Annotated in this window: 16 protein-coding genes; 13 read left to right on the top strand and 3 right to left on the bottom strand. The window is 72.5% G+C overall.

Annotated elements, in window-relative coordinates; translation table 11 throughout:
• Window position 1 precedes the first annotated feature (1 nt).
• Window positions 2-688, bottom strand: coding sequence for a phosphatase PAP2 family protein (locus ACFYS8_RS30145; RefSeq protein ID WP_387646949.1), 687 nt, complete (start codon window positions 686-688; stop codon window positions 2-4).
• A gap of 148 nt (window positions 689-836) precedes the next feature.
• On the opposite strand from ACFYS8_RS30145, the gene ACFYS8_RS30140 reads away from it, so the two are divergent.
• The 8 genes from ACFYS8_RS30140 (at window position 837) to ACFYS8_RS30105 (ending at window position 11,070) form a co-directional block, all read left to right on the top strand.
• The gene (locus ACFYS8_RS30140) at window positions 837-1,946 is read left to right on the top strand and encodes a PucR family transcriptional regulator (protein ID WP_387646946.1); all 1,110 of its coding nucleotides are present in this window, start codon (window positions 837-839) and stop codon (window positions 1,944-1,946) included.
• 612 nt (window positions 1,947-2,558) lie between these two features.
• On the top strand, window positions 2,559-4,562 hold the full coding sequence (locus ACFYS8_RS30135; protein ID WP_387646943.1) for a LodA/GoxA family CTQ-dependent oxidase: 2,004 nt from the start codon (window positions 2,559-2,561) through the stop codon (window positions 4,560-4,562).
• Window positions 4,559-5,704: a tryptophan 7-halogenase gene (locus ACFYS8_RS30130; protein ID WP_387646940.1), complete on the top strand. Its 1,146-nt coding sequence runs from the start codon at window positions 4,559-4,561 to the stop codon at window positions 5,702-5,704. The genes ACFYS8_RS30135 and ACFYS8_RS30130 overlap by 4 nt, the downstream gene beginning before the upstream one ends.
• Window positions 5,677-6,402 (top strand): hypothetical protein, encoded by a 726-nt coding sequence (locus ACFYS8_RS30125; protein WP_387646938.1) that lies wholly within the window; start codon window positions 5,677-5,679, stop codon window positions 6,400-6,402. Before ACFYS8_RS30130 ends, ACFYS8_RS30125 begins: the two co-directional genes overlap by 28 nt.
• A gap of 316 nt (window positions 6,403-6,718) precedes the next feature.
• Window positions 6,719-7,822, top strand: coding sequence for a hypothetical protein (locus ACFYS8_RS30120; protein ID WP_387646936.1), 1,104 nt, complete (start codon window positions 6,719-6,721; stop codon window positions 7,820-7,822).
• A gap of 148 nt (window positions 7,823-7,970) precedes the next feature.
• Window positions 7,971-9,686 (top strand): cytochrome c oxidase subunit I, encoded by a 1,716-nt coding sequence (gene ctaD / locus ACFYS8_RS30115; protein WP_387646934.1) that lies wholly within the window; start codon window positions 7,971-7,973, stop codon window positions 9,684-9,686.
• Window positions 9,683-10,054: a hypothetical protein gene (locus ACFYS8_RS30110; RefSeq protein ID WP_387646931.1), complete on the top strand. Its 372-nt coding sequence runs from the start codon at window positions 9,683-9,685 to the stop codon at window positions 10,052-10,054. The genes ctaD and ACFYS8_RS30110 overlap by 4 nt, the downstream gene beginning before the upstream one ends.
• Window positions 10,055-10,221: 167 nt before the next feature.
• Window positions 10,222-11,070: an LLM class F420-dependent oxidoreductase gene (locus tag ACFYS8_RS30105; RefSeq protein WP_387646928.1), complete on the top strand. Its 849-nt coding sequence runs from the start codon at window positions 10,222-10,224 to the stop codon at window positions 11,068-11,070.
• A gap of 7 nt (window positions 11,071-11,077) precedes the next feature.
• On the opposite strand, the gene ACFYS8_RS30100 is transcribed toward ACFYS8_RS30105, so the two are convergent.
• A complete protein-coding gene (locus tag ACFYS8_RS30100) occupies window positions 11,078-12,145 on the bottom strand; it encodes an aldo/keto reductase (protein ID WP_387646926.1) in 1,068 nt (355 codons plus the stop codon).
• Between the two features lie 85 nt (window positions 12,146-12,230).
• Between ACFYS8_RS30100 and ACFYS8_RS30095 the strand changes: the two genes are divergently transcribed.
• The 5 genes from ACFYS8_RS30095 to ACFYS8_RS30075 all read left to right on the top strand — a co-directional run bounded on the left by ACFYS8_RS30095 (window position 12,231) and on the right by ACFYS8_RS30075 (window position 14,812).
• The gene (locus ACFYS8_RS30095; RefSeq protein WP_387646924.1) at window positions 12,231-12,425 is read left to right on the top strand and encodes a hypothetical protein; all 195 of its coding nucleotides are present in this window, start codon (window positions 12,231-12,233) and stop codon (window positions 12,423-12,425) included.
• 96 nt (window positions 12,426-12,521) lie between these two features.
• Entirely contained in the window at window positions 12,522-12,926 is a 405-nt protein-coding gene (locus tag ACFYS8_RS30090; protein WP_387646921.1) for an SsgA family sporulation/cell division regulator, read from the top strand.
• A gap of 49 nt (window positions 12,927-12,975) precedes the next feature.
• Window positions 12,976-13,359 (top strand): VOC family protein, encoded by a 384-nt coding sequence (locus ACFYS8_RS30085; protein WP_387646918.1) that lies wholly within the window; start codon window positions 12,976-12,978, stop codon window positions 13,357-13,359.
• Window positions 13,360-13,415: 56 nt separating this feature from the next.
• Window positions 13,416-14,576, top strand: coding sequence for an anion permease (locus tag ACFYS8_RS30080; RefSeq protein WP_387646915.1), 1,161 nt, complete (start codon window positions 13,416-13,418; stop codon window positions 14,574-14,576).
• Complete coding sequence (locus tag ACFYS8_RS30075; RefSeq protein WP_387646914.1) at window positions 14,573-14,812, top strand: hypothetical protein; 240 nt, start codon at window positions 14,573-14,575, stop codon at window positions 14,810-14,812. The genes ACFYS8_RS30080 and ACFYS8_RS30075 overlap by 4 nt, the downstream gene beginning before the upstream one ends.
• Window positions 14,813-14,836: 24 nt before the next feature.
• On the opposite strand, the gene ACFYS8_RS30070 is transcribed toward ACFYS8_RS30075, so the two are convergent.
• On the bottom strand, window positions 14,837-17,029 hold the full coding sequence (locus ACFYS8_RS30070; protein WP_387646911.1) for an MMPL family transporter: 2,193 nt from the start codon (window positions 17,027-17,029) through the stop codon (window positions 14,837-14,839).
• Window positions 17,030-17,230: the final 201 nt, after the last annotated feature.

Below are 17,230 nucleotides of genomic sequence, written 5' to 3'. Positions count from 1 at the left end.
TTCAGTCCCCGGACGAGCGCCCGGCGGGCCGACGATCCAGCAGCACAGCGCCACTTTCCCGGCCCTGACGTGCCAGCAGCGTACCTAGCCCCAGCGCGAGCCACCCCGCCGCCAGCAGCCAGCCGCCCAGCACATCCAGCGTCCAGTGCACCCCCAGGTACACCCGGCTCGCACCGACCGCCCCCGCGAACAGCACCGCCCCCACCACCGCGAGGCGGGCGGCCGCCGGACGGGCCAGCACCACCGCGAGCGCCAGCAGCCCCGCACCGGCCGCGGCCGTGAACGCGTGCCCCGACGGGAACGAGAAACCGGAGGCGTGCACCGCCCGGTCCGCGAGCGGCGGCCGCGGCCGGCCGAAGCCGTGCATCAGCAGCTGGCGCAGCCCCTGGCCGAGCAGCAGCCACACCGTCGGCGCGAACAGCACCAGCGCGACGGGCTTCGGTACCCGCCGGACCATGAGCGCGCCCGCCGCCAGCGCCATCAGGTACGGCAGCGGCGCCGAACCCAGCGCCGTCACCATCGTCGCCACCGTCGTCGCGCCGGGCGGCCGGTGCCCCACGCACCAGTCCAGCACGGCCTGTTCGAACCCGAACGGCCCCCACCCGTGCGCGGCCAGCACCCCCGCCAGCACCGCGAACGCCGCCCAGCAGCAGACCAGCGCCACCGCTGCCTTCCGGCCAGCCGTCATCGTGGAATCTCCCGAGGTCGCAAGCGGCGCGCCGCCAGGAACCGCACGCACCGCAGGGGACATCGTACGGGTCCGAACAACAGCAGTCGGAACCGGTCGTCGATCGCTAGGATTCGGCGGTCGAACAGCAGGTGAAGGAGCGTCAAGGATGGCCGAGCAGGCGGTGGCCGGGGAACTCGGCGACCGGTACGTCGGGATGCTCGCCGAAGTCTCCCGCTCCGGACGCCGGTTGACCCGCGCGGAAATCGAATCACTGCGCGCCCTCGGCGAACGCGGCGCCGAGACCGGACAGGGCCTGCGCGACCTGGTCGCCCACTGCATGAGCGCCGGACGCCGGGCCTGGCCCACCCTCCCCGGCATCGCCGGCGCCGGCACCGTCGGCGAACTGCGACAGGTCGGCGAAGCCCTGCTGATCGCCGCCGAAACCGCCCTCGCCGCCCTCGGCGAAGGCCATGAGCGCGCCCAACGGCTGGCCGTCCGCCAGGAGGAAGCCGCGCGCCGCGAGTTCATCGACGACCTGCTGTACGGCCGCAGCGACCTCGGCACCCTCGCCGAACGCGCCGAACGCTTCGGCCTGCGCCTGGCCCGCACCCACGCCGTCGCCGTCGCCGTCGGCGCCGACCAGCCCTACGGCCACCTGGACGCCGTGGTACGCCGCGTCGAACGCGAACTCACCGGCCGCTTCGGCGAACGCGACGTCCTGCTCGCCACCAAGGACGGCCGGCTGGTGTGCGTCGCCCCCGAGAGCGAACAGGCCGTCCTCGACGCCTTCGCCCGCCTCGCACTGCGCCCCGGCCCCGGCTACCCACCCGCCCGCCGGGTCGCCACCGGACGACGCCACTCCGGGGCCGGCGGCGTGGTGCGCAGCTACGAGGAGGCGCTCGACGCGCTCGACTTCGCGGAACGGCTCGACCTGCCGGCGGAGCTGCTCAAGGCCGAGGAGTTGCTGGTCTTCCCGGTCCTGATGCGCGACCGCGCGGCGATGGCGGACCTGGTGCGTACGGTCCTCGGCCCGCTCGCCGCCGCCCGCGGCGGGGCCGGCCCGCTGCTCGACACCATCGCCGTGCAGGCGGAGGCGGGCTACGTCAACGCGGAAGCGGCTCGCCGCCTGGGGGTCAGCGTGCGGACGCTCGGCTACCGGACGGAGCGCATCAAGGCGCTGACCGGGTACGACCCGGCGGACGCGCTGCACCGGTACACGCTGGAGACGGCGGCGATGGGGGCTCGGTTGCTGGGGTGGCCGGGGCAGCCGCTCTAGCCTCCGGCGGAGTGCGAGCGCAGGCGGGCGCGAAAGCAGGGGCGCGTGGGGGCACCTGGTGTGCAGGTTCTGCGCGTCAAGAGGGCGTCAAGATTGCCGGGTTGTGGCAATGTGCGGAGGGGGCCCGAGCTGACACGATCTTCCTGTCGCCGGGAGATCGGCGCGGATGGGCCGGCGGGAATCGGGGGATTCGTTCCGTTGGCCCGGGTGTCGACGCTCCGGACCGGGGGGTACGGGGGTCGGCACTGGAGGGGGAAGGCGTCCTGACCGGGGGGTAGGGGCGTCGATGAAGGGGGGAGCGGCGTCCTGACCGGGGGGGTAGGGGCGTCAGCGAGGGGGGAACGGCGTCCCGACCGGGGGGTAGGGGCGTCAACGAGGGGGAAGGGGCCGGCGTCCGTGGGGGGCGGAGCCGGCGCCTGCCCCGTTCTGGGGTTCTGCGGGGCGGGGCCCGTTGAGGTGATTGTCGGATGAGTGGGCTGCGAGCCGTCGGGGGCGGTCGGGGCCGAGCTGCCAGGGTGGCTGACGGCTCATCCCTCCTGCCCCGCGCGTGCCGTGCGCTTCCTGGGCCTGTGCGGGCAACCCCCGACCACGGACGAAGAGGACATCGCAGCGATGACCGACGAGATCGCCTACGCCCGGATCCATCCCGCCATCGGCATGGCCCGGATCGGTAACAGCACCCGCGAGGACGGCTGGTTCTACGGACCGGAGACGCCGGATCCGGAACCCGCGCCGGTCGGCTTCTACAAGGACGACAGCGGCGCGATCAAGCGTCAGGCCGCCCGGTTCCGGATCTACGGCTACGACAGCCGGCACGAGGTGGTGCGTGAACTCACCGCCAGCGAGGCGGGGGTGACGATCGAGTGGGCCGTGCACGTGGCCAACCGGAAGGCCGACTGGTACAACTTCGACCTCGCGCTGGACATCCCCGACATGAAGGGCCAGGCGTCGGCCCGCCGCAACCTCAAGCAGGCGGACCGCGGCAGCCTGATCATCGACCCCGGGCCCAAGACGCTGACCGCCGGGACCAGGGACGTCGTCGAGTTCACCGGCGGCACCTTCCTGGGCAAGTCGGTTCCGCTCGGCCGGATGCACACCGACGACCAGGGCCGCCTGGTCGTTCTCGGCGGCACCGGCGACTCCGGGGCGCCCGGCGGCGAGCCGTTGCACTCGTTCGGCAACAACGACGGCTGGTACGACGACACTTCGGACGGCCCGGTCACCGCGACCCTCACCCTCGGCGGCAAGGAGGTTCCGGTGCAGGGCGCGTGGGTGGTGGTCGCCCCGCCCAACTACGGCCCGGACCTGAAGGCCGTGCGCACCCTGTGGGACGTGCTGCACGACGTGTTCGGCGCAGGTGCCGGTTTCGGCGACAACGACGAGGACGGCGTCAACTTCCAACGGGACATCGAGCCGATCCTGCGGCGGTTCTGCGAACTCCAGTGGGCCAACAAGGGGTTCGCCACCCACTTCGGCTTCGGCGGCCCCGAGGACTTCCTCGCCCCGGAGCTGCTGAAGCGCCTGTCCAGCCCGGCCGAACGCAACCGCGAGCTGCGCCACCAGGTGCTCACCACGATGCGTGACTACAGCCGCGACGGCATGTCGCCGGTGCCGTGGCCGTGGATCTACGGCGACGCGATGGCCCGGACGCCCAAGTCGGTGCTCCAGTACCTGGCGCTGTCCGACACCCAGATCACCCACCTGATCGCCTGGTCCAAGGGCGAGTTCAGCACCACCCCGTGGCCGGGCTTCCCGCGCCGGCTGGAGGACGCCGAGGTCGCCGACCAGCCCGGCCTGCTCGACCGCGCCGCCCTCGACTTCTGCCTCGCCGACGCCTTCCACCCCGGCTGCGAAGTCACCTGGCCGATCCGGCACTCGTCGATGTTCGAGCACCCGTTCCGGATCCTGCGCCGTCCCGACGGGCAGCAAGAACCCGACTACGGGCCGCAGTTGAGCGCCGAGCGGGCGCTCGGCCCCGACGGTCCGCTGCACGCCCAGGGCCCCGGCGACCTTACCCGCTGGATGGCGATCCCCTGGCAGACCGACACCGCCAGCTGCCGGGCCGGTTACGAGATCCAGGCCCTGCCGCCCGACCGCTACGACCCGTACGTGCCGACCTTCTGGCCCGCCCGGGTGCCCAACCACGTGCTCACCGACGAAGACTTCCGGATCGTCAACAAGGAGGACGGGCAGGGCAGTTCGGACGAGGAGCGGGAGGACGCGTTCGCCCGCCGGGCGTCCTGGCTGCGCGGCCTGTTCGGGGAGTACCCCGACCAGCTGGCGCAGGCCGTCAGGGAGTGGCACCACTTCGGCATCGTCGAGACCCGCCGGTACACCGTCGGCGACGGGAAGTTCCCGCCGGTGATTCAGGTCGAGTCCGTTCCGGGCTTCGATCTGGAGGGCGTTCCGCACGACCGCAACCTGGTGACCGTGCACGTGCCGGAGACCTCCGTGCTGGACGTCACCACCGTCAGCGGCGTGCTCGGCGATGCCGTCGAACGCACCGGCTTCCGGGCCGAGCAGATCACCGTCGGCTACATCGACAAGCTCGACCCGTTCGGCGAGGAGGCCGCCAACGGGGGCGGCGCCCGCCCGGCGGAGCCCACCGACAAGTGACCCGCTACGACGTCCTGGTGGCCGGCGGCGGACCGGCGGGCGCGGCCGCCGCGCTGACGCTGGTCAGGGCCGGGCGCAGCGTGCTGCTCGCCGACGCCGGACGCGGCCCCGCGCCCGTCGGCGAGGCGCTGCCGGCCGCCGCCCGGGTGCTGCTCGGCGACCTCGGCGCGGGCGGCGTCCTGACGGCCGGCCATCTGCCGTGCCTGGCCAACCGCTCCGCCTGGGGCGGGCCCCGGCTGGCGTCCACCGACAGCGTCTTCGACCCGCACGGCCACGGCTGGCACCTGGACCGCGTCCTGTTCGACCGTCAACTGCGCGAGTGCGCCCGGGCGCAGGGCGCGCACCTGGTCACCGGCGCGGTGCGGATCAACGGGCGGGCCGGGGACGGCAGTTGGCGCGTCGAGCTGCACGGGGCGGGGGAGCGGCGGACGGTGCGCTGCCGGTGGCTGGTCGACGCCACCGGGCGGCGGGCCGCGCTCGCCACCGCGTGCGGGGCGCGGCGCCGCACCGGTGACCGGCTGGTGGCGCTGCACCTCACGCTGGGGCCCGCCGACCCGGCCGACCCGGACACCACCACCACCGTCGAGGCCGCGCCCGACGGCTGGTGGTACACCGCGCCGCTGCCCACCGGCCGCCGCCTGCTGGTCTGGTACACCGACGCGGACCTGCCCGCCGCCGACCCCGGACCACCGGCGTTCGCGGCCCGGCTGGCCGCCACCCGGCACGTCCTCGAACTGGCGGCCCGGCACCCGTGGCCCGCCGGCGCCGCACCCCGGCGGGCCCCCGCGCACACCGCCCGGCTGGCGGACGTCACCGGCGACGGCTGGATCGCCGCCGGGGACGCCGCGGCGGCCTTCGACCCGCTGTCCTCGCAGGGCATCCTCACCGCCCTGTACACCGGCCTGGCCGCCGGCCGCGCCGTGCACGCCCGGCTGGCCGGCCGGGCCGGGGCGCTCGACGCGTACCGCGCCGAGCTGGCCGCCATCGACGCGGCCTACCTGCGCAACCACCGCACCCACTACTGCGCCGAACAGCGCTGGCCCGACCGGCCGTTCTGGCGCCGCCGCCACCCGCACCCCGGCGGGAGCGGACACCCGACCCCCTTGGAGACCGCATGTCCACCGACCCCCGTGCCGACGTGACCAGCCGCGCCGCCGACGCCCCCCGGCACGGCCACCGCTTCCTGCTGCTCGGCCGGAAGACGATCTTCAGCTACCACCTGGCGCTGTACCACGTTCCCGTGCACGCCTTCCAAATGATCACCCTGTTCGGCCTGGCCGACGAGCTCCGCGCGCTGTACCTGAAGGACCTCGCCGAGCACGAGCGCGAGCAGGTCTACTACGCGCTGTTCTCCGAGGGCCACTGGCCGCTCAAGGAGATCGTCGACGGCACCCGCCGCTCGCTCCCGGTGGAACTGGAGCGCGTCACCGTGGACGAACAGGGCAACCGCACCTTCACCACCATCCTGCCCGCCACCGACGCCACCTGCCGCAAGGAGGACGTCCTGCACTACCAGCCGCTCGACGCCACCGGCTACCCCGACTACCTGACCCTGCTCTCCTTCGGCCAGGGCGACGAAGTGCACCTCGCCCACCAGCTCGCGGCGTCGCCCAACTGGGACGAGGTGGTCACCACCGTCGAGCCGCAGGGCTTCGGGCCCGCCGACCTGCGCCCCGCCGGGACGGTCACCATCCCGTCGATCAAGGACGCCCACGGGGTGGTCGCCAAGAGCCCGCTGGTCACCGGCGGGAAGTACCAGGGCCGGATCGACGGCCGGACCGTCAACTTCACCGCGGGCCGCCAGGGTTGGTGGAACAACACCTCCCTGAACGCCAAGTAGCCCGGCCCCCACCGGTAACAGGACGTCCCGGTCGCCCCAGGAATCGATGGCCACTACGCCACAACCGGTAGCCGGCGCTCCGTCGGCAGGCACGGTCGGTTGTCGTGCGAACGGCCGCCCGCCGTAGCCGGACGTATCGGTTCCGGTCAGGACGCTGGGCCACCGGACGGCGCCCCGCCTAGCATGTGTGGCCACCGGACTCCCCGTGCCACCACGCACCGCGCACCGCACCGTCCGCCTCGCCGGGTGCCGCCCGGCCTCGCGCGCCCCGTCCCCCTTCTCGGACGGGGCGCTCCACCTTGGGGGTTGACCGCCCATGCACACCGGATCCGCCGCACCGCCCGCCCGGCCCGTCCGGGCCGTCCTGCTGGTCCTGGCCCTGCTGGCCGCGCTGCTCGCCGCCGCCGTCCCCGCCGCGGGCCCCGCGCACGCCGCCGTCCCCGACCGCTGGGGCTTCGCCTACCTCGACAACCCGACGCCGCCGCCCGGCTACGTCCCCGACCCGTCGCGCCAGTGGGGCAGTTGGCCGTCCCCGGGGACCAACCCCGTCAGGGTCGACCAGCTCGGCACCGGCAGCTACGTGGTGCACTTCCCGCTGATCGCCGGGCCCGGCGGCGTCGCCCACGTCACCGCCGTCAACCGCGCCGGCACCTGGTGCCAGGCTGCAGGCTGGACCGCCGCCGGCAGCGGAATCGACGTCGGCGTGAGCTGCTACCGGCCCGGCGGCGCGCCCGACGACTCGCAGTTCACCGTGCTGTACACCGCCAGCAGCGGCGCCCCCCTCCCGGGCGCCGGCTACGCCTACCTGGACTCCACCCCGGGCGGCACGCTGCTCGACCAGTACAACTCCTCCGGCGGCAGCAACCTCTCCAGCCACGGCTCCACCGGCATCTGGAAGGCCTGGCTGCCCGGCGTCGGGGGCGCCGGTTACCTCGGCAACGTCGAGGTCACCGCCGTTAACCCCGGCCAGGGCGCCCGCTGCAAGGTCACCGAATGGGGACCGTCCAGCAGCGGCCAGACCCTCGTGGTCAACTGCTTCGACGCCTCGGGCGCGCTCTTCGACACCGAATGGACGCTCAGCTACTCGGTCAGGCGCGCCGTGCACGGGCCCGCGATCCCGCCCAAGAACTTCGGCTACCTCTGGTACAACGGCTCGGTGCCGGCCGCCACCAACTTCAACTCGGCCGGTGGCACCAACACGCTGGCCGTCGGCATCCCCAGCACCGCCACCCTGCCGAGCCTCGCCGTGCCCGCCGACCACGCCCAGGTCACCGCGTTCGGCAGCGGCGCCGGGTACTGCCAGCTCGCGCTGCCCTGGGCGCGCAGCTCCGGCAGCGTCCAGCTGTATCCGATCTGCTTCACCCCTGGGGGTGGGCCCACCACCGCACCGTTCTTCACCGCGTACACCTCAGCGTTCTGACGAGTGTTCTGACGCTGCATCGTTTTTGCGCCCCGCCTCCGTGTCCTCGGGAGGCGGGGCGAGGTGTGCCCACAGGCCGTTTCGTAACCGTACGGGTTCGGGTGATTACTGATAGAGATGGGGGGTCCGTCTCGGCAAGGGAGCCGCCATGACCGTCCTGACCGACCGCAATCCGTCGCCCACGGCGGAACCCGATACGCGCGGCGCAGCGCGCAAACCCGGGAGCGTGCTGGTCCGCTGGATCACCACCACCGACCACAAGACGATCGGCAGCCTTTATCTGATCACGTCGTTCGCGTTCTTCCTGATCGGCGGAGTGATGGCGCTGATCATGCGCGCCGAACTGGCCAGGCCGGGCACGCAGATCGTCTCCAACGAGCAGTTCAACCAGCTGTTCACCATGCACGGCACGGTGATGCTGCTGGTGTTCGCCACCCCGCTGTTCTCGGGTTTCGCGAACTGGATCATGCCGTTGCAGATCGGTGCTCCGGACGTCGCGTTCCCACGGCTGAACATGTTCGCCTACTGGCTGTACCTGTTCGGCTCGCTGATCGCGGTGGGCGGCTTCCTCACTCCCAACGGCGCGGCGGACTTCGGCTGGTTCGCCTACTCGCCGCTGTCGGACGCGGTGCACTCGCCGGGCATCGGCGGCGACATGTGGATCATGGGCCTGGTGTTCTCCGGCTTCGGCACCATCCTCGGCTCGGTCAACTTCATCACCACGATCATCTGCATGCGCGCCCCGGGCATGACGATGTTCCGGATGTCGATCTTCGTCTGGAACACCCTGCTGACCGCCGTGCTGATCATCATGGTCTTTCCCCTGCTGGCCGCCGCGCTGCTCGCCCTGGAGGCGGACCGCAAGTTCGGCGCCCACGTCTTCGACCCGGCCAACGGCGGCCCGATCCTGTGGCAGCACCTGTTCTGGTTCTTCGGCCACCCCGAGGTGTACATCATCGCGCTGCCGTTCTTCGGCATCATCTCCGAGATCATCCCGGTCTTCGCCCGCAAGCCGATGTTCGGCTACTCCGGCCTGATCGCCGCCACCATCGCCATCTCCGGCCTGTCCGTCACGGTCTGGGCGCACCACATGTTCGTCACCGGCCAAGTGCTGCTGCCGTTCTTCTCGTTCATGACGCTGCTGATCGCCATCCCGACCGGGGTGAAGTTCTTCAACTGGATCGGCACCATGTGGAAGGGCTCACTGAGCTTCGAGACACCGATGCTGTGGGCGTTCGGCTTCCTGGTCACCTTCCTGTTCGGCGGCCTGACCGGCGTGCTGCTCGCCTCCCCGCCGATCGACTTCCACGTCTCCGACTCGTACTTCGTCGTCGCGCACTTCCACTACGTGGTGTTCGGCACCGTCGTCTTCGCGATGTTCGCCGGCTTCCACTTCTGGTGGCCCAAGATGACCGGCCGGATGCTCGACGAACGACTCGGCCGGATCTGCTTCTGGACGCTGTTCGTGGGCTTCCACACCACCTTCCTGGTCCAGCACTGGCTCGGCGCGGAAGGCATGCCCCGCCGCTACGCCGACTACCTGGCCTCCGACGGCTTCACCACCCTCAACACGATCTCCACCATCGGCTCCTTCCTGCTCGGCCTGTCGATGCTGCCCTTCCTCTACAACGTCTGGAAGACCTCCAAGTACGGCGAGAAGGTCGCGGTCGACGACGCGTGGGGCTGGGGCCGCTCGCTGGAGTGGGCGACCTCCTGCCCGCCGCCGCGGCACAACTTCGTCACCCTGCCGAAGATCCGTTCTGAATCCCCGACGTTCAACCTGAACCACCCCGACGTCCCCGACGAGCTCCAGGACGCCGGACACCAGGGCGGCCGGGTGATCACGCACGACGAGCGGTCATGACCGAGCGGACGCCCACCGGCCGGGGCCCCTCCGTCGGCGCTGCGGGCGAGGCCGACACCGGCCTGCGGCAACTCGAGGGCTACCTGTACTGGCAGGACCAGAACCGGCAGGCCCGGCGGGCCGCCGCGGAATTCGCCGACCTGCTGCCCTGGCTGACCGCCGCTCAACGCCTCGACCTGGAGCACCACTTCGTGCACACCCAGCTCCAGGCCGCCCGGCGCGGGCTCGAACAGTTCCGGGAGACCCGGGAACGGCTCCGCGAGCAGTACGGTGCCCGCTACCACCGCCTGCGGGTCCGCTGCCTGCTCTCCGCCCTGCTGGCCACCGTGCTCTGCGCAACGGCGTGCTTGGCGGTCGTCCGGCACTGACCGGGCGCCACCGGCCGCCGGGGGTGTTCCCGGGACAGGCCGGGGACGGCCCGGGGAATGATCGAGGTCGCTCGCCTGTTCGGACGTGGGCGAGCAGGGGCCGGTGCGGCTCCGGCCGGTTCGCGGCCGGAGTCCGGGCCGGGGCAGGGGCGACTGAGGTGGGGATCATGGAACTGGGTGTGTACGGGCTGAGCGCCAAGGCCACGCTGGGGCCCGCCGACACGGCGCGGCTGGCGCGCAGGGCCGAGGAGTGGGGCTACCGGTCGTGGTGGGTGGGCGACCACGTGGTACTGCCCAGCCCCCGGGTACCGGAATCACCGATGGCACCCACCGATCCGATCCTCGACCCGCTGGTGCACCTGTCCTTCGTCGCGGCGCTGACCGAACGCATGGAACTGGGCACCGGAATCCTCATCCTGCCGCAGCGCAACCCCGTGGTGCTGGCCAAGCAGGCCGCCAGCCTCGACGTGCTCTCCGGCGGCCGGCTGCTGCTCGGCGTCGCGCCCGGCTACCTGGAACCGGAGCTGGCCGCCGTCGGCGTGCGGCTCGCCGAGCGCGGCGGGCGCACCGACGAATACCTGGACGCGATGCGCCAGTTGTGGAGCGCGCCCGAACCGGAGTTCCACGGCCGGTACGCCGACTTCGACCACGTCGACGCGCACCCGCGCCCCGTCCGGCCCGACGGCCCGCGGATCATGATCGGCGGCCACAGCCCCGCCGCCTACCGCCGGGCCGTGGCCAAGGGCCACGGCTGGATCGGCAACGGCCACAGCCCGCAGGACCTGGCCCGCCACCTCGACGGGCTGCGCAAGGCCGCGGCCGAGGTGACCCGGCCCGCGCACCTCGGCCGGCTGGAGATCAACTTCATGCAGATCGACCCGGTCGAGACCAGCCCCGACGACGCGCGGCGCTACGCCGACCTCGGCGTCGACCGGCTGCTGCTCTACCCGCTGCCGCTGGAGGACCCGGCGGACGTCGAAGCCTTCCTGCGGCGGCACGCCGACCTGCCCCGCTGAGCGGTCGTCAGCGGTCCGCCGCCGCCGCCTCCGCCGCCGCACGCTCGGCGGCGGGGCGGCGGCGGGCGGCGGGGGCGAGCGCAGGGGGAGTCCAGACGCCGTCCGGGTGGTACACGTTGGTGCCCGGCGCGACGATCCCGTCGATCCGGTCCAGCGCCGCGTCGTCCAGCACCAGCGAGGCGCCCTTCAGCAGCCCCTCCAGTTGCTCCACCGTGCGCGGACCGATGATCACCGAGGTGACCGCCGGGTGCGCCAGCGGGAACGCCACCGCCAGCTCCGGCAGCGTGCAGCCCAACTCGTCCGCGAGCTCGACCAGTTGCTTCACCGCCTCGAGCTTGCGGGCGTTCACCGGCAGCGCCGGGTCGAAGCGGTGCGGGTGCAGTGCCGCCCGGCCCGAGGACAGGTCGATCGTGCCGCCCTTGCGGTGACGGCCGGTCAGGAAGCCCGACGCCAGCGGGCTCCAGGTCAGCACGCCCATGCCGTAGCGCTGCGCCACCGGCAGCACCGAGGACTCGATGCCGCGCGCCAGGATCGAGTACGGCGGCTGCTCGGTCCGAAAACGCGGCAGCGCCCGGCGCTCCGCCACCCAGTGCGCCTCGACGATCTGCTCGGCCGGGAAGGTCGAGCAGCCGAACGCCCGGATCTTGCCCTGCCGGACCAGGTCGCCCAGCGCCGACAGGGTCTCCTCGACGTCCGTCCGGTGGTCCGGCCGGTGCACCTGGTACAGGTCGATCCAGTCGGTGCGCAGCCGCCGCAGGCTGTCCTCGACCGCCTGCGTGATCCATCGCCGCGAGTTCCCGCCCCGGTTCGGCCCCTGGCCCATCGGGAAGTGCACCTTGGTGGCCAGCACCACGTCCTCGCGCCGCCCCTGCAGCGCCTTGCCGACGATCTCCTCCGACCCGCCCGCCGAATACATGTCCGCGGTGTCGACGAAGTTGATCCCGGCGTCGAGCGCCGCGTGCACCAGCCGGATGCCCTCCTGGTGGTCCGGGTTGCCGACCGACCCGAGCATCATGGTGCCGAGGCAGTGTGCGCTCACCTCGATGCCGGTGAGGCCGAGAGTCCGGTAACGCATGGTCAATCCCCTTCGTCCAGCTGTTCGTTGTGCGGCGCGCCGGTGGTCACTGTAGGAGCTGGAGTGGGCTCTATATCAACTCTCCATGCCCATCCCCGACATCCGCCGCTACACCGAACTCGCCCGCACCGGCGCCGGCACCGAACCCGACCGCCTCGCCCTGCCGCGCGCCCACGAAGCCCGGGTGCTCGACCAACTCGCCGAGCTGCAACGGGCGTTGGACATTGTGCGGTACAAGGTCGCGGTGTACGAGGACTACCTGGAGCAGCACGCGGGCTGACGGCGGTGCCTCTGCGGTTGTGAAGGTTCGGGGTGCGAGGCGCTGGGGCGGGCGGGGCGGGGTAGCCGCCGGGGACACCGAAGGAAGGCTTCTCGTATGACAGTCTCCGCCGCCCGGGCCACCCGGGTCACGTTGCCGGACAGTCCGCACCCGGAGGCCGGCGTCGAAGCGTGGCTGCGGTTCGACTCCAACGAGCCGTACGCCGTGTGCCTGATGTTTCCGCCGCTGGGGGCCGAGGACGAGCCCATCGAGTGGTGGTTCGCCCGGGACCTGCTGGACGCGGGGCGGCACGCCCGGGCCGGGCGGGGGGACGTGACGGTTGCGCCCGGGCCCGGCGGGGCTGTGCACGTCACGTTGCGGGGCGAGGCTGGGGAGGCGGTGATCAGGGTTCCGGGCGAGGTGGTGGACGGCTTCCTGGGCGACTGCTTCGCGCTGATTCCGGCGGGTGCCGAGTCGTTGCAGCTCGACCTCGATGCCGAGTTGGTGCGGCTGCGGGCCTGAAGCGTCCGGGAGTTGGCGTGCGGTCGGCGGATCGGGGAGACTCGCGCGCATGGTTTCGGTAGTGCAGAACGTGGCGATCGACTGTGCCGACGCGTACGGACTGGCCCGGTTCTGGGCCGAGGTGACGGGCCGGCCGATCGATTCGGACGCGGCGCCGGGGGACCGGGAGACGCAGGTGTCGCTCGGTGGTGGGCTGGTGCTGTACTTCAACCAGGTGCCCGAGCCCAAGACGGTCAAGAACCGCGTCCACCTGTGCCTGCGCCCCGAGACCGCGCGCGACGGGGAGGTCGAGCGGCTGCTGGGTCTCGGCGCGGCCTTCGTCGCCGACCGCCGCAACCCCGACGGCACCGGGTGGGCCGTGCTGGCCGATCCCGAGGGCAATGAGTTCTGTGTGCTGCGGAGCAGTGCCGAGCGGGTCGCGGAGGCGGACTGAGCCGATCGGCGTGCCACGCCGATTCGGGATCGGGAATGCCCGGTAGATTCGGGCCCGTGACCGGCAACGACGCGGTCCTGGCGTTGATGGTGGTCACGGCGCTGGGGTTCGATTTCACCAACGGGTTTCACGACACGGGCAATGCGATGGCGACTTCGATCGTCACCGGTGCCCTCCCACCGCGAGTGGCGGTCGCCGTCTCGGCGGTGCTGAACCTGGTCGGGGCGTTCCTGTCGACCGCGGTGGCGGCGACCATCGCCAACGGGCTGGTGGAAACCGGGGTGGTGACCTTGACCGTGGTCTGCGCCGGGCTGACCGGCAGCATCCTGTGGAACCTGGCGACCTGGTACCTCGGGATCCCGTCCAGCTCCTCGCACGCGCTGATCGGCGGGGTGATCGGGGCGACGATGGCGGCGGCCGGGGCCTCGGCCGTGAAGTGGCAGGGCCTGGTCTCCAAGGTGATCGTGCCCGCCGCTCTGTCGCCGTTCATCGCCGGCGCGGTGGCCGCGACCGGCACCGTGCTGGTCTACCGGTTCACCCGGGGCGTCGCCGAGGACAGGCGCGGGCGCGGGTTCCGGTACGGCCAGATCGGTTCGGCGTCGATGGTTTCGCTCGCCCACGGCACCAACGACGCGCAGAAGACCATGGGCGTGATCACGCTGGCCCTGATCGCGAACGGCACGCTGCCCGCCGGGTCGAAGGCGCCGGACTGGGTGATCCTGTCCTGCGCGGTGGCGATCGCGCTGGGCACGTACATCGGCGGCTGGCGGGTGATCCGGACCCTCGGCAAGGGGCTGGTGGAGATCGAATCGCCGCAGGGGATGGCCGCCGAATCGGCCTCGGCGGCCGTGATCCTCTGCTCCACCGACTTCGGCTACTCGCTCTCCACCACCCACGTCGCCACCGGATCGATCCTCGGCTCCGGGGTCGGCCGCACCGGCGCGATGGTGCGCTGGCAGCTCGCCCGCCGGATGGTGACCGCCTGGCTGCTCACACTGCCGTCCGCCGCGCTGGCCGGCGCGGTGGCCTACTGGATCGCCGACGGGATCGGCGGGACGGCGGGCGTGGTGGTGATCTTCGTGCTGCTGGTGCTGGCGTCGACGGCGTTCTACGTCGTGTCCCGCCGGGCGGCCGTGACGCCGGACAACGTCAACGCCGTGTGGACGGGCTCGGTGGTACCCGAGCCCGTCAAGGCCAACGATCAGGTGAGGCCGTGAACTCCTGGATCAACCTGGACGCGCTCTGGCGGATCGTCGTGGTCGGCCTGCTCACCGGCGCCGGCCTGCCCGCCCTGTTCGCCGTCGCACTGCGCCTGCTCAACCCGCCCGGCACGTCCGTGACGGCGGCGCGGCCGACCGCCGGAGCGGTCGGCCGCGTACTGGCCGGGCTGATCTTCGCGGTGGTGCTCGCGGCGATCGGCTGGGGAATCTCGGTGATCGTCAACCACCGGTGAGCGCCCGGCCCGCTGCCGGGTGGTTCAACTGGCGCTCCGCTCGAAGGAGTTGACGGGCTCCGGGGCGGAGCGGGTGGCGCGGGCGGTGGGGCGCAGGGGCCACCAGAGGGCGCGGCCGAGGAGCGCGGCGAGGGCGGGGACGAGAACCAGGGAGAGGACGGCGGCGGAGAGCAGGATGCCGAGGGTGAGGGCGAAGGCGATCTGTTCGGTGCCGGGGGTCGCGGCGAGGGTGGCGAAGGAACCGGCCAGCACCAGGCCGGCGGTGGCGATGGTGGGGGCGGTGTGGCGGACGGCGCGGGCGACGGCGGCGCGGGCGGAACCGGGACCGCGCATCTCCTCGCGGATCCGGTCGGTGATCAGGATGTTGTAGTCGGTGCCGAGCGCCACCACGAACAGGAACAGCACCAGCGGCAGGGTGAAAGCGACACCGGGTTCGGACCGCAGGTGCTGGAAGACCAGGGTGGACGCGCCCAGCGTGGCGGTGAAGCCCGCGCCGACGGCGAGCATCAGCACCAGCGGGGCCAGCAGACTGCGCAGGAGCAGCAGCAGGATGACGGCGATGAGCGCCGCCGCGACCGGGAAGACCAGCTTCAGGTCGTGGTCGATGGCGGTGGAGACGTCCGCGAAGATTGCCGCCGTACCGCCGACGTGGGCGCTCGTTCCGGCGGGGGTGTGCGCGGCGACGGCGGCGCGGACGGGGCCGGAGACCAGGTCGCGGGCCTGCTGGCTCTGCGGGTCGGCGGTCGGGTAGAGGTCGATGCGGGCGGCCCGGCCGTCGGGGCTGAGGGCCGTCCGGCCGACCTGGCCGATGCCGTTCACCCGGGCCAGCTCCTTGGCCAGACCGTCCAGTTGAGCCACCGCGACGGGGCCGCCGTTGTTCGCCGTGACGTACACCGTGGTCGGGTCGGAGACGCCCGCCGGCAGCGCCCGGGAGATCTCGGCAGCGGTGGCGGTCGCCGGGGTGCCCGAGGAGGCGGGCGGGCTGTAGTTCATCCGGATGCCCACCATGCCGGCGGTCAGCGCGCCCAGCAGCGCGACGGACGCCAGCAGCAGGGCCGCCGGACGCCGGGCGACCAGCTCGCCGAACCGGCCCGCGAAACCCTCCCGGGCCGGGCGGCGCAGCGCGCGGGACGGCCAGAACATCCCCCGGCCGCAGGCGGCGAGCAGGGCGGGCATCAGGGTGAGGCTGGCCAGCAGCATGACCAGCACGGCGACCGCGACGGCCGGACCGAGCGAACGGAAATCGCCGAAGCTCGCCACACCCAGAGTGGCGAACGCCGCCACGATGGTCAGCGCGGCGGAGGTGATCGCCGTGCCGACCCGGCCCGCGACCTCGGCCGCCGCCTCCCGGACGGGCTGCTCGGGCCGGGCCCGCAGCTGCTCGCGGAACCGGAACAGCAGGAACAGCAGGTAGTCGACGCCGATGCCGAGCAGCACCACCGTGATCAGACTCGACGTGGACGGGGACAGCTTCAGCCCGGTGAGCGCCGCCGCCCCGGCCACCGCCCCGCTCGCCGCGCCGCCGACGATCGCGACCGCCAGCAGCGGCAGCAGGGCCGCCAGCACGCTGCGGAACACCAGCACGTTGAGCAGCACGATCAGCCCGGCCAGCAGCGCGCTGCCGATCGTGGCGGCGGTCCGGTCCCTGTCGGCGGAGTCCGCCGCGTCGGCCAGGCCGCCGGTGAAGCCGGTGCGCATGCCGGCCTCGGCGAAGCGCTCGCGAGTATCGTCGCGGAAGGTCCGGTAGACGCTCTGCACACCCTCGTTCGAGGAGTCGCCGGTCAGTTCGACGGCGAGCAGTTCGAAGCTGCGGTCGGGGGCGAGCATCGCCGGGGCGACCTTCGGGGTCTGCGAGTGGTCGGGCACCAGGAAGGCCGGATCGTCCTTCTTGCGCGGCATCACGACGCGGTGCTTGCCGAGCCGGTCCGCCTCGGCCTCGATCCGCTTCTGGTCGTCGTCGGTGAGCGCCCGGTCGTCGGTGCGGGCGACCAGGACGGTGACGACGGTGGCGGCCGGGTCCAGCCCGAAGTGGTCCTCGGCGATCTGCAGTGCGGCGGCCGAGTCGTAGCTGCGGGGCAGGAAATCGCCGGACTGCGACTGGGTGACCTTGTCGAACAGCATCGGGCCGAGACCTGTCAGTGCGATCCCCAGCACCGCCCAGACGGCGATGACCTTCCAGGCGTTTCTGGTGGCGAATCCGGTCAGTGCGCGGATCACGAAACCCTCCCGTTGATGGACGCGCACGCCGCCCCTGAAATCGGAGATCGGTGGGTGTGAACGTCGGTGTTTTCGCCGGGACTTTCCGGCCTGATCACAGCTCATCAGCCGATTCGGGCCCGGGCGTCGGGTCGGCGGACGATCCGGGGCGGGGCCCGCGCTCCCGCCGCCCGGCAGCGCCTGGGACCGTGCTCCCAGCGA

It is taken from the genome of Kitasatospora sp. NPDC004615, from assembly GCF_042873545.1.
Lineage (GTDB): Bacteria > Actinomycetota > Actinomycetes > Streptomycetales > Streptomycetaceae > Kitasatospora.
The sequence above is the reverse complement of the archived record's forward strand: the minus strand, read 5'-3'. Positions and strand labels throughout refer to the sequence as shown.

Excerpts from the sequence above, each read along its gene's own strand:
- ACFYS8_RS30145 (WP_387646949.1), bottom strand. The coding sequence starts at position 688 with ATGACGGCTGGCCGGAAGGCAGCGGTGGCGCTGGTCTGCTGCTGGGCG.
- ACFYS8_RS30140 (WP_387646946.1), top strand. The coding sequence starts at position 837 with ATGGCCGAGCAGGCGGTGGCCGGGGAACTCGGCGACCGGTACGTCGGG.
- ACFYS8_RS30135 (WP_387646943.1), top strand. The coding sequence starts at position 2,559 with ATGACCGACGAGATCGCCTACGCCCGGATCCATCCCGCCATCGGCATG.
- ACFYS8_RS30125 (WP_387646938.1), top strand. The coding sequence starts at position 5,677 with ATGTCCACCGACCCCCGTGCCGACGTGACCAGCCGCGCCGCCGACGCC.
- ACFYS8_RS30120 (WP_387646936.1), top strand. The coding sequence starts at position 6,719 with ATGCACACCGGATCCGCCGCACCGCCCGCCCGGCCCGTCCGGGCCGTC.
- ctaD (WP_387646934.1), top strand. The coding sequence starts at position 7,971 with ATGACCGTCCTGACCGACCGCAATCCGTCGCCCACGGCGGAACCCGAT.
- ACFYS8_RS30110 (WP_387646931.1), top strand. The coding sequence starts at position 9,683 with ATGACCGAGCGGACGCCCACCGGCCGGGGCCCCTCCGTCGGCGCTGCG.
- ACFYS8_RS30105 (WP_387646928.1), top strand. The coding sequence starts at position 10,222 with ATGGAACTGGGTGTGTACGGGCTGAGCGCCAAGGCCACGCTGGGGCCC.
- ACFYS8_RS30100 (WP_387646926.1), bottom strand. The coding sequence starts at position 12,145 with ATGCGTTACCGGACTCTCGGCCTCACCGGCATCGAGGTGAGCGCACAC.
- ACFYS8_RS30095 (WP_387646924.1), top strand. The coding sequence starts at position 12,231 with ATGCCCATCCCCGACATCCGCCGCTACACCGAACTCGCCCGCACCGGC.
- ACFYS8_RS30090 (WP_387646921.1), top strand. The coding sequence starts at position 12,522 with ATGACAGTCTCCGCCGCCCGGGCCACCCGGGTCACGTTGCCGGACAGT.
- ACFYS8_RS30085 (WP_387646918.1), top strand. The coding sequence starts at position 12,976 with ATGGTTTCGGTAGTGCAGAACGTGGCGATCGACTGTGCCGACGCGTAC.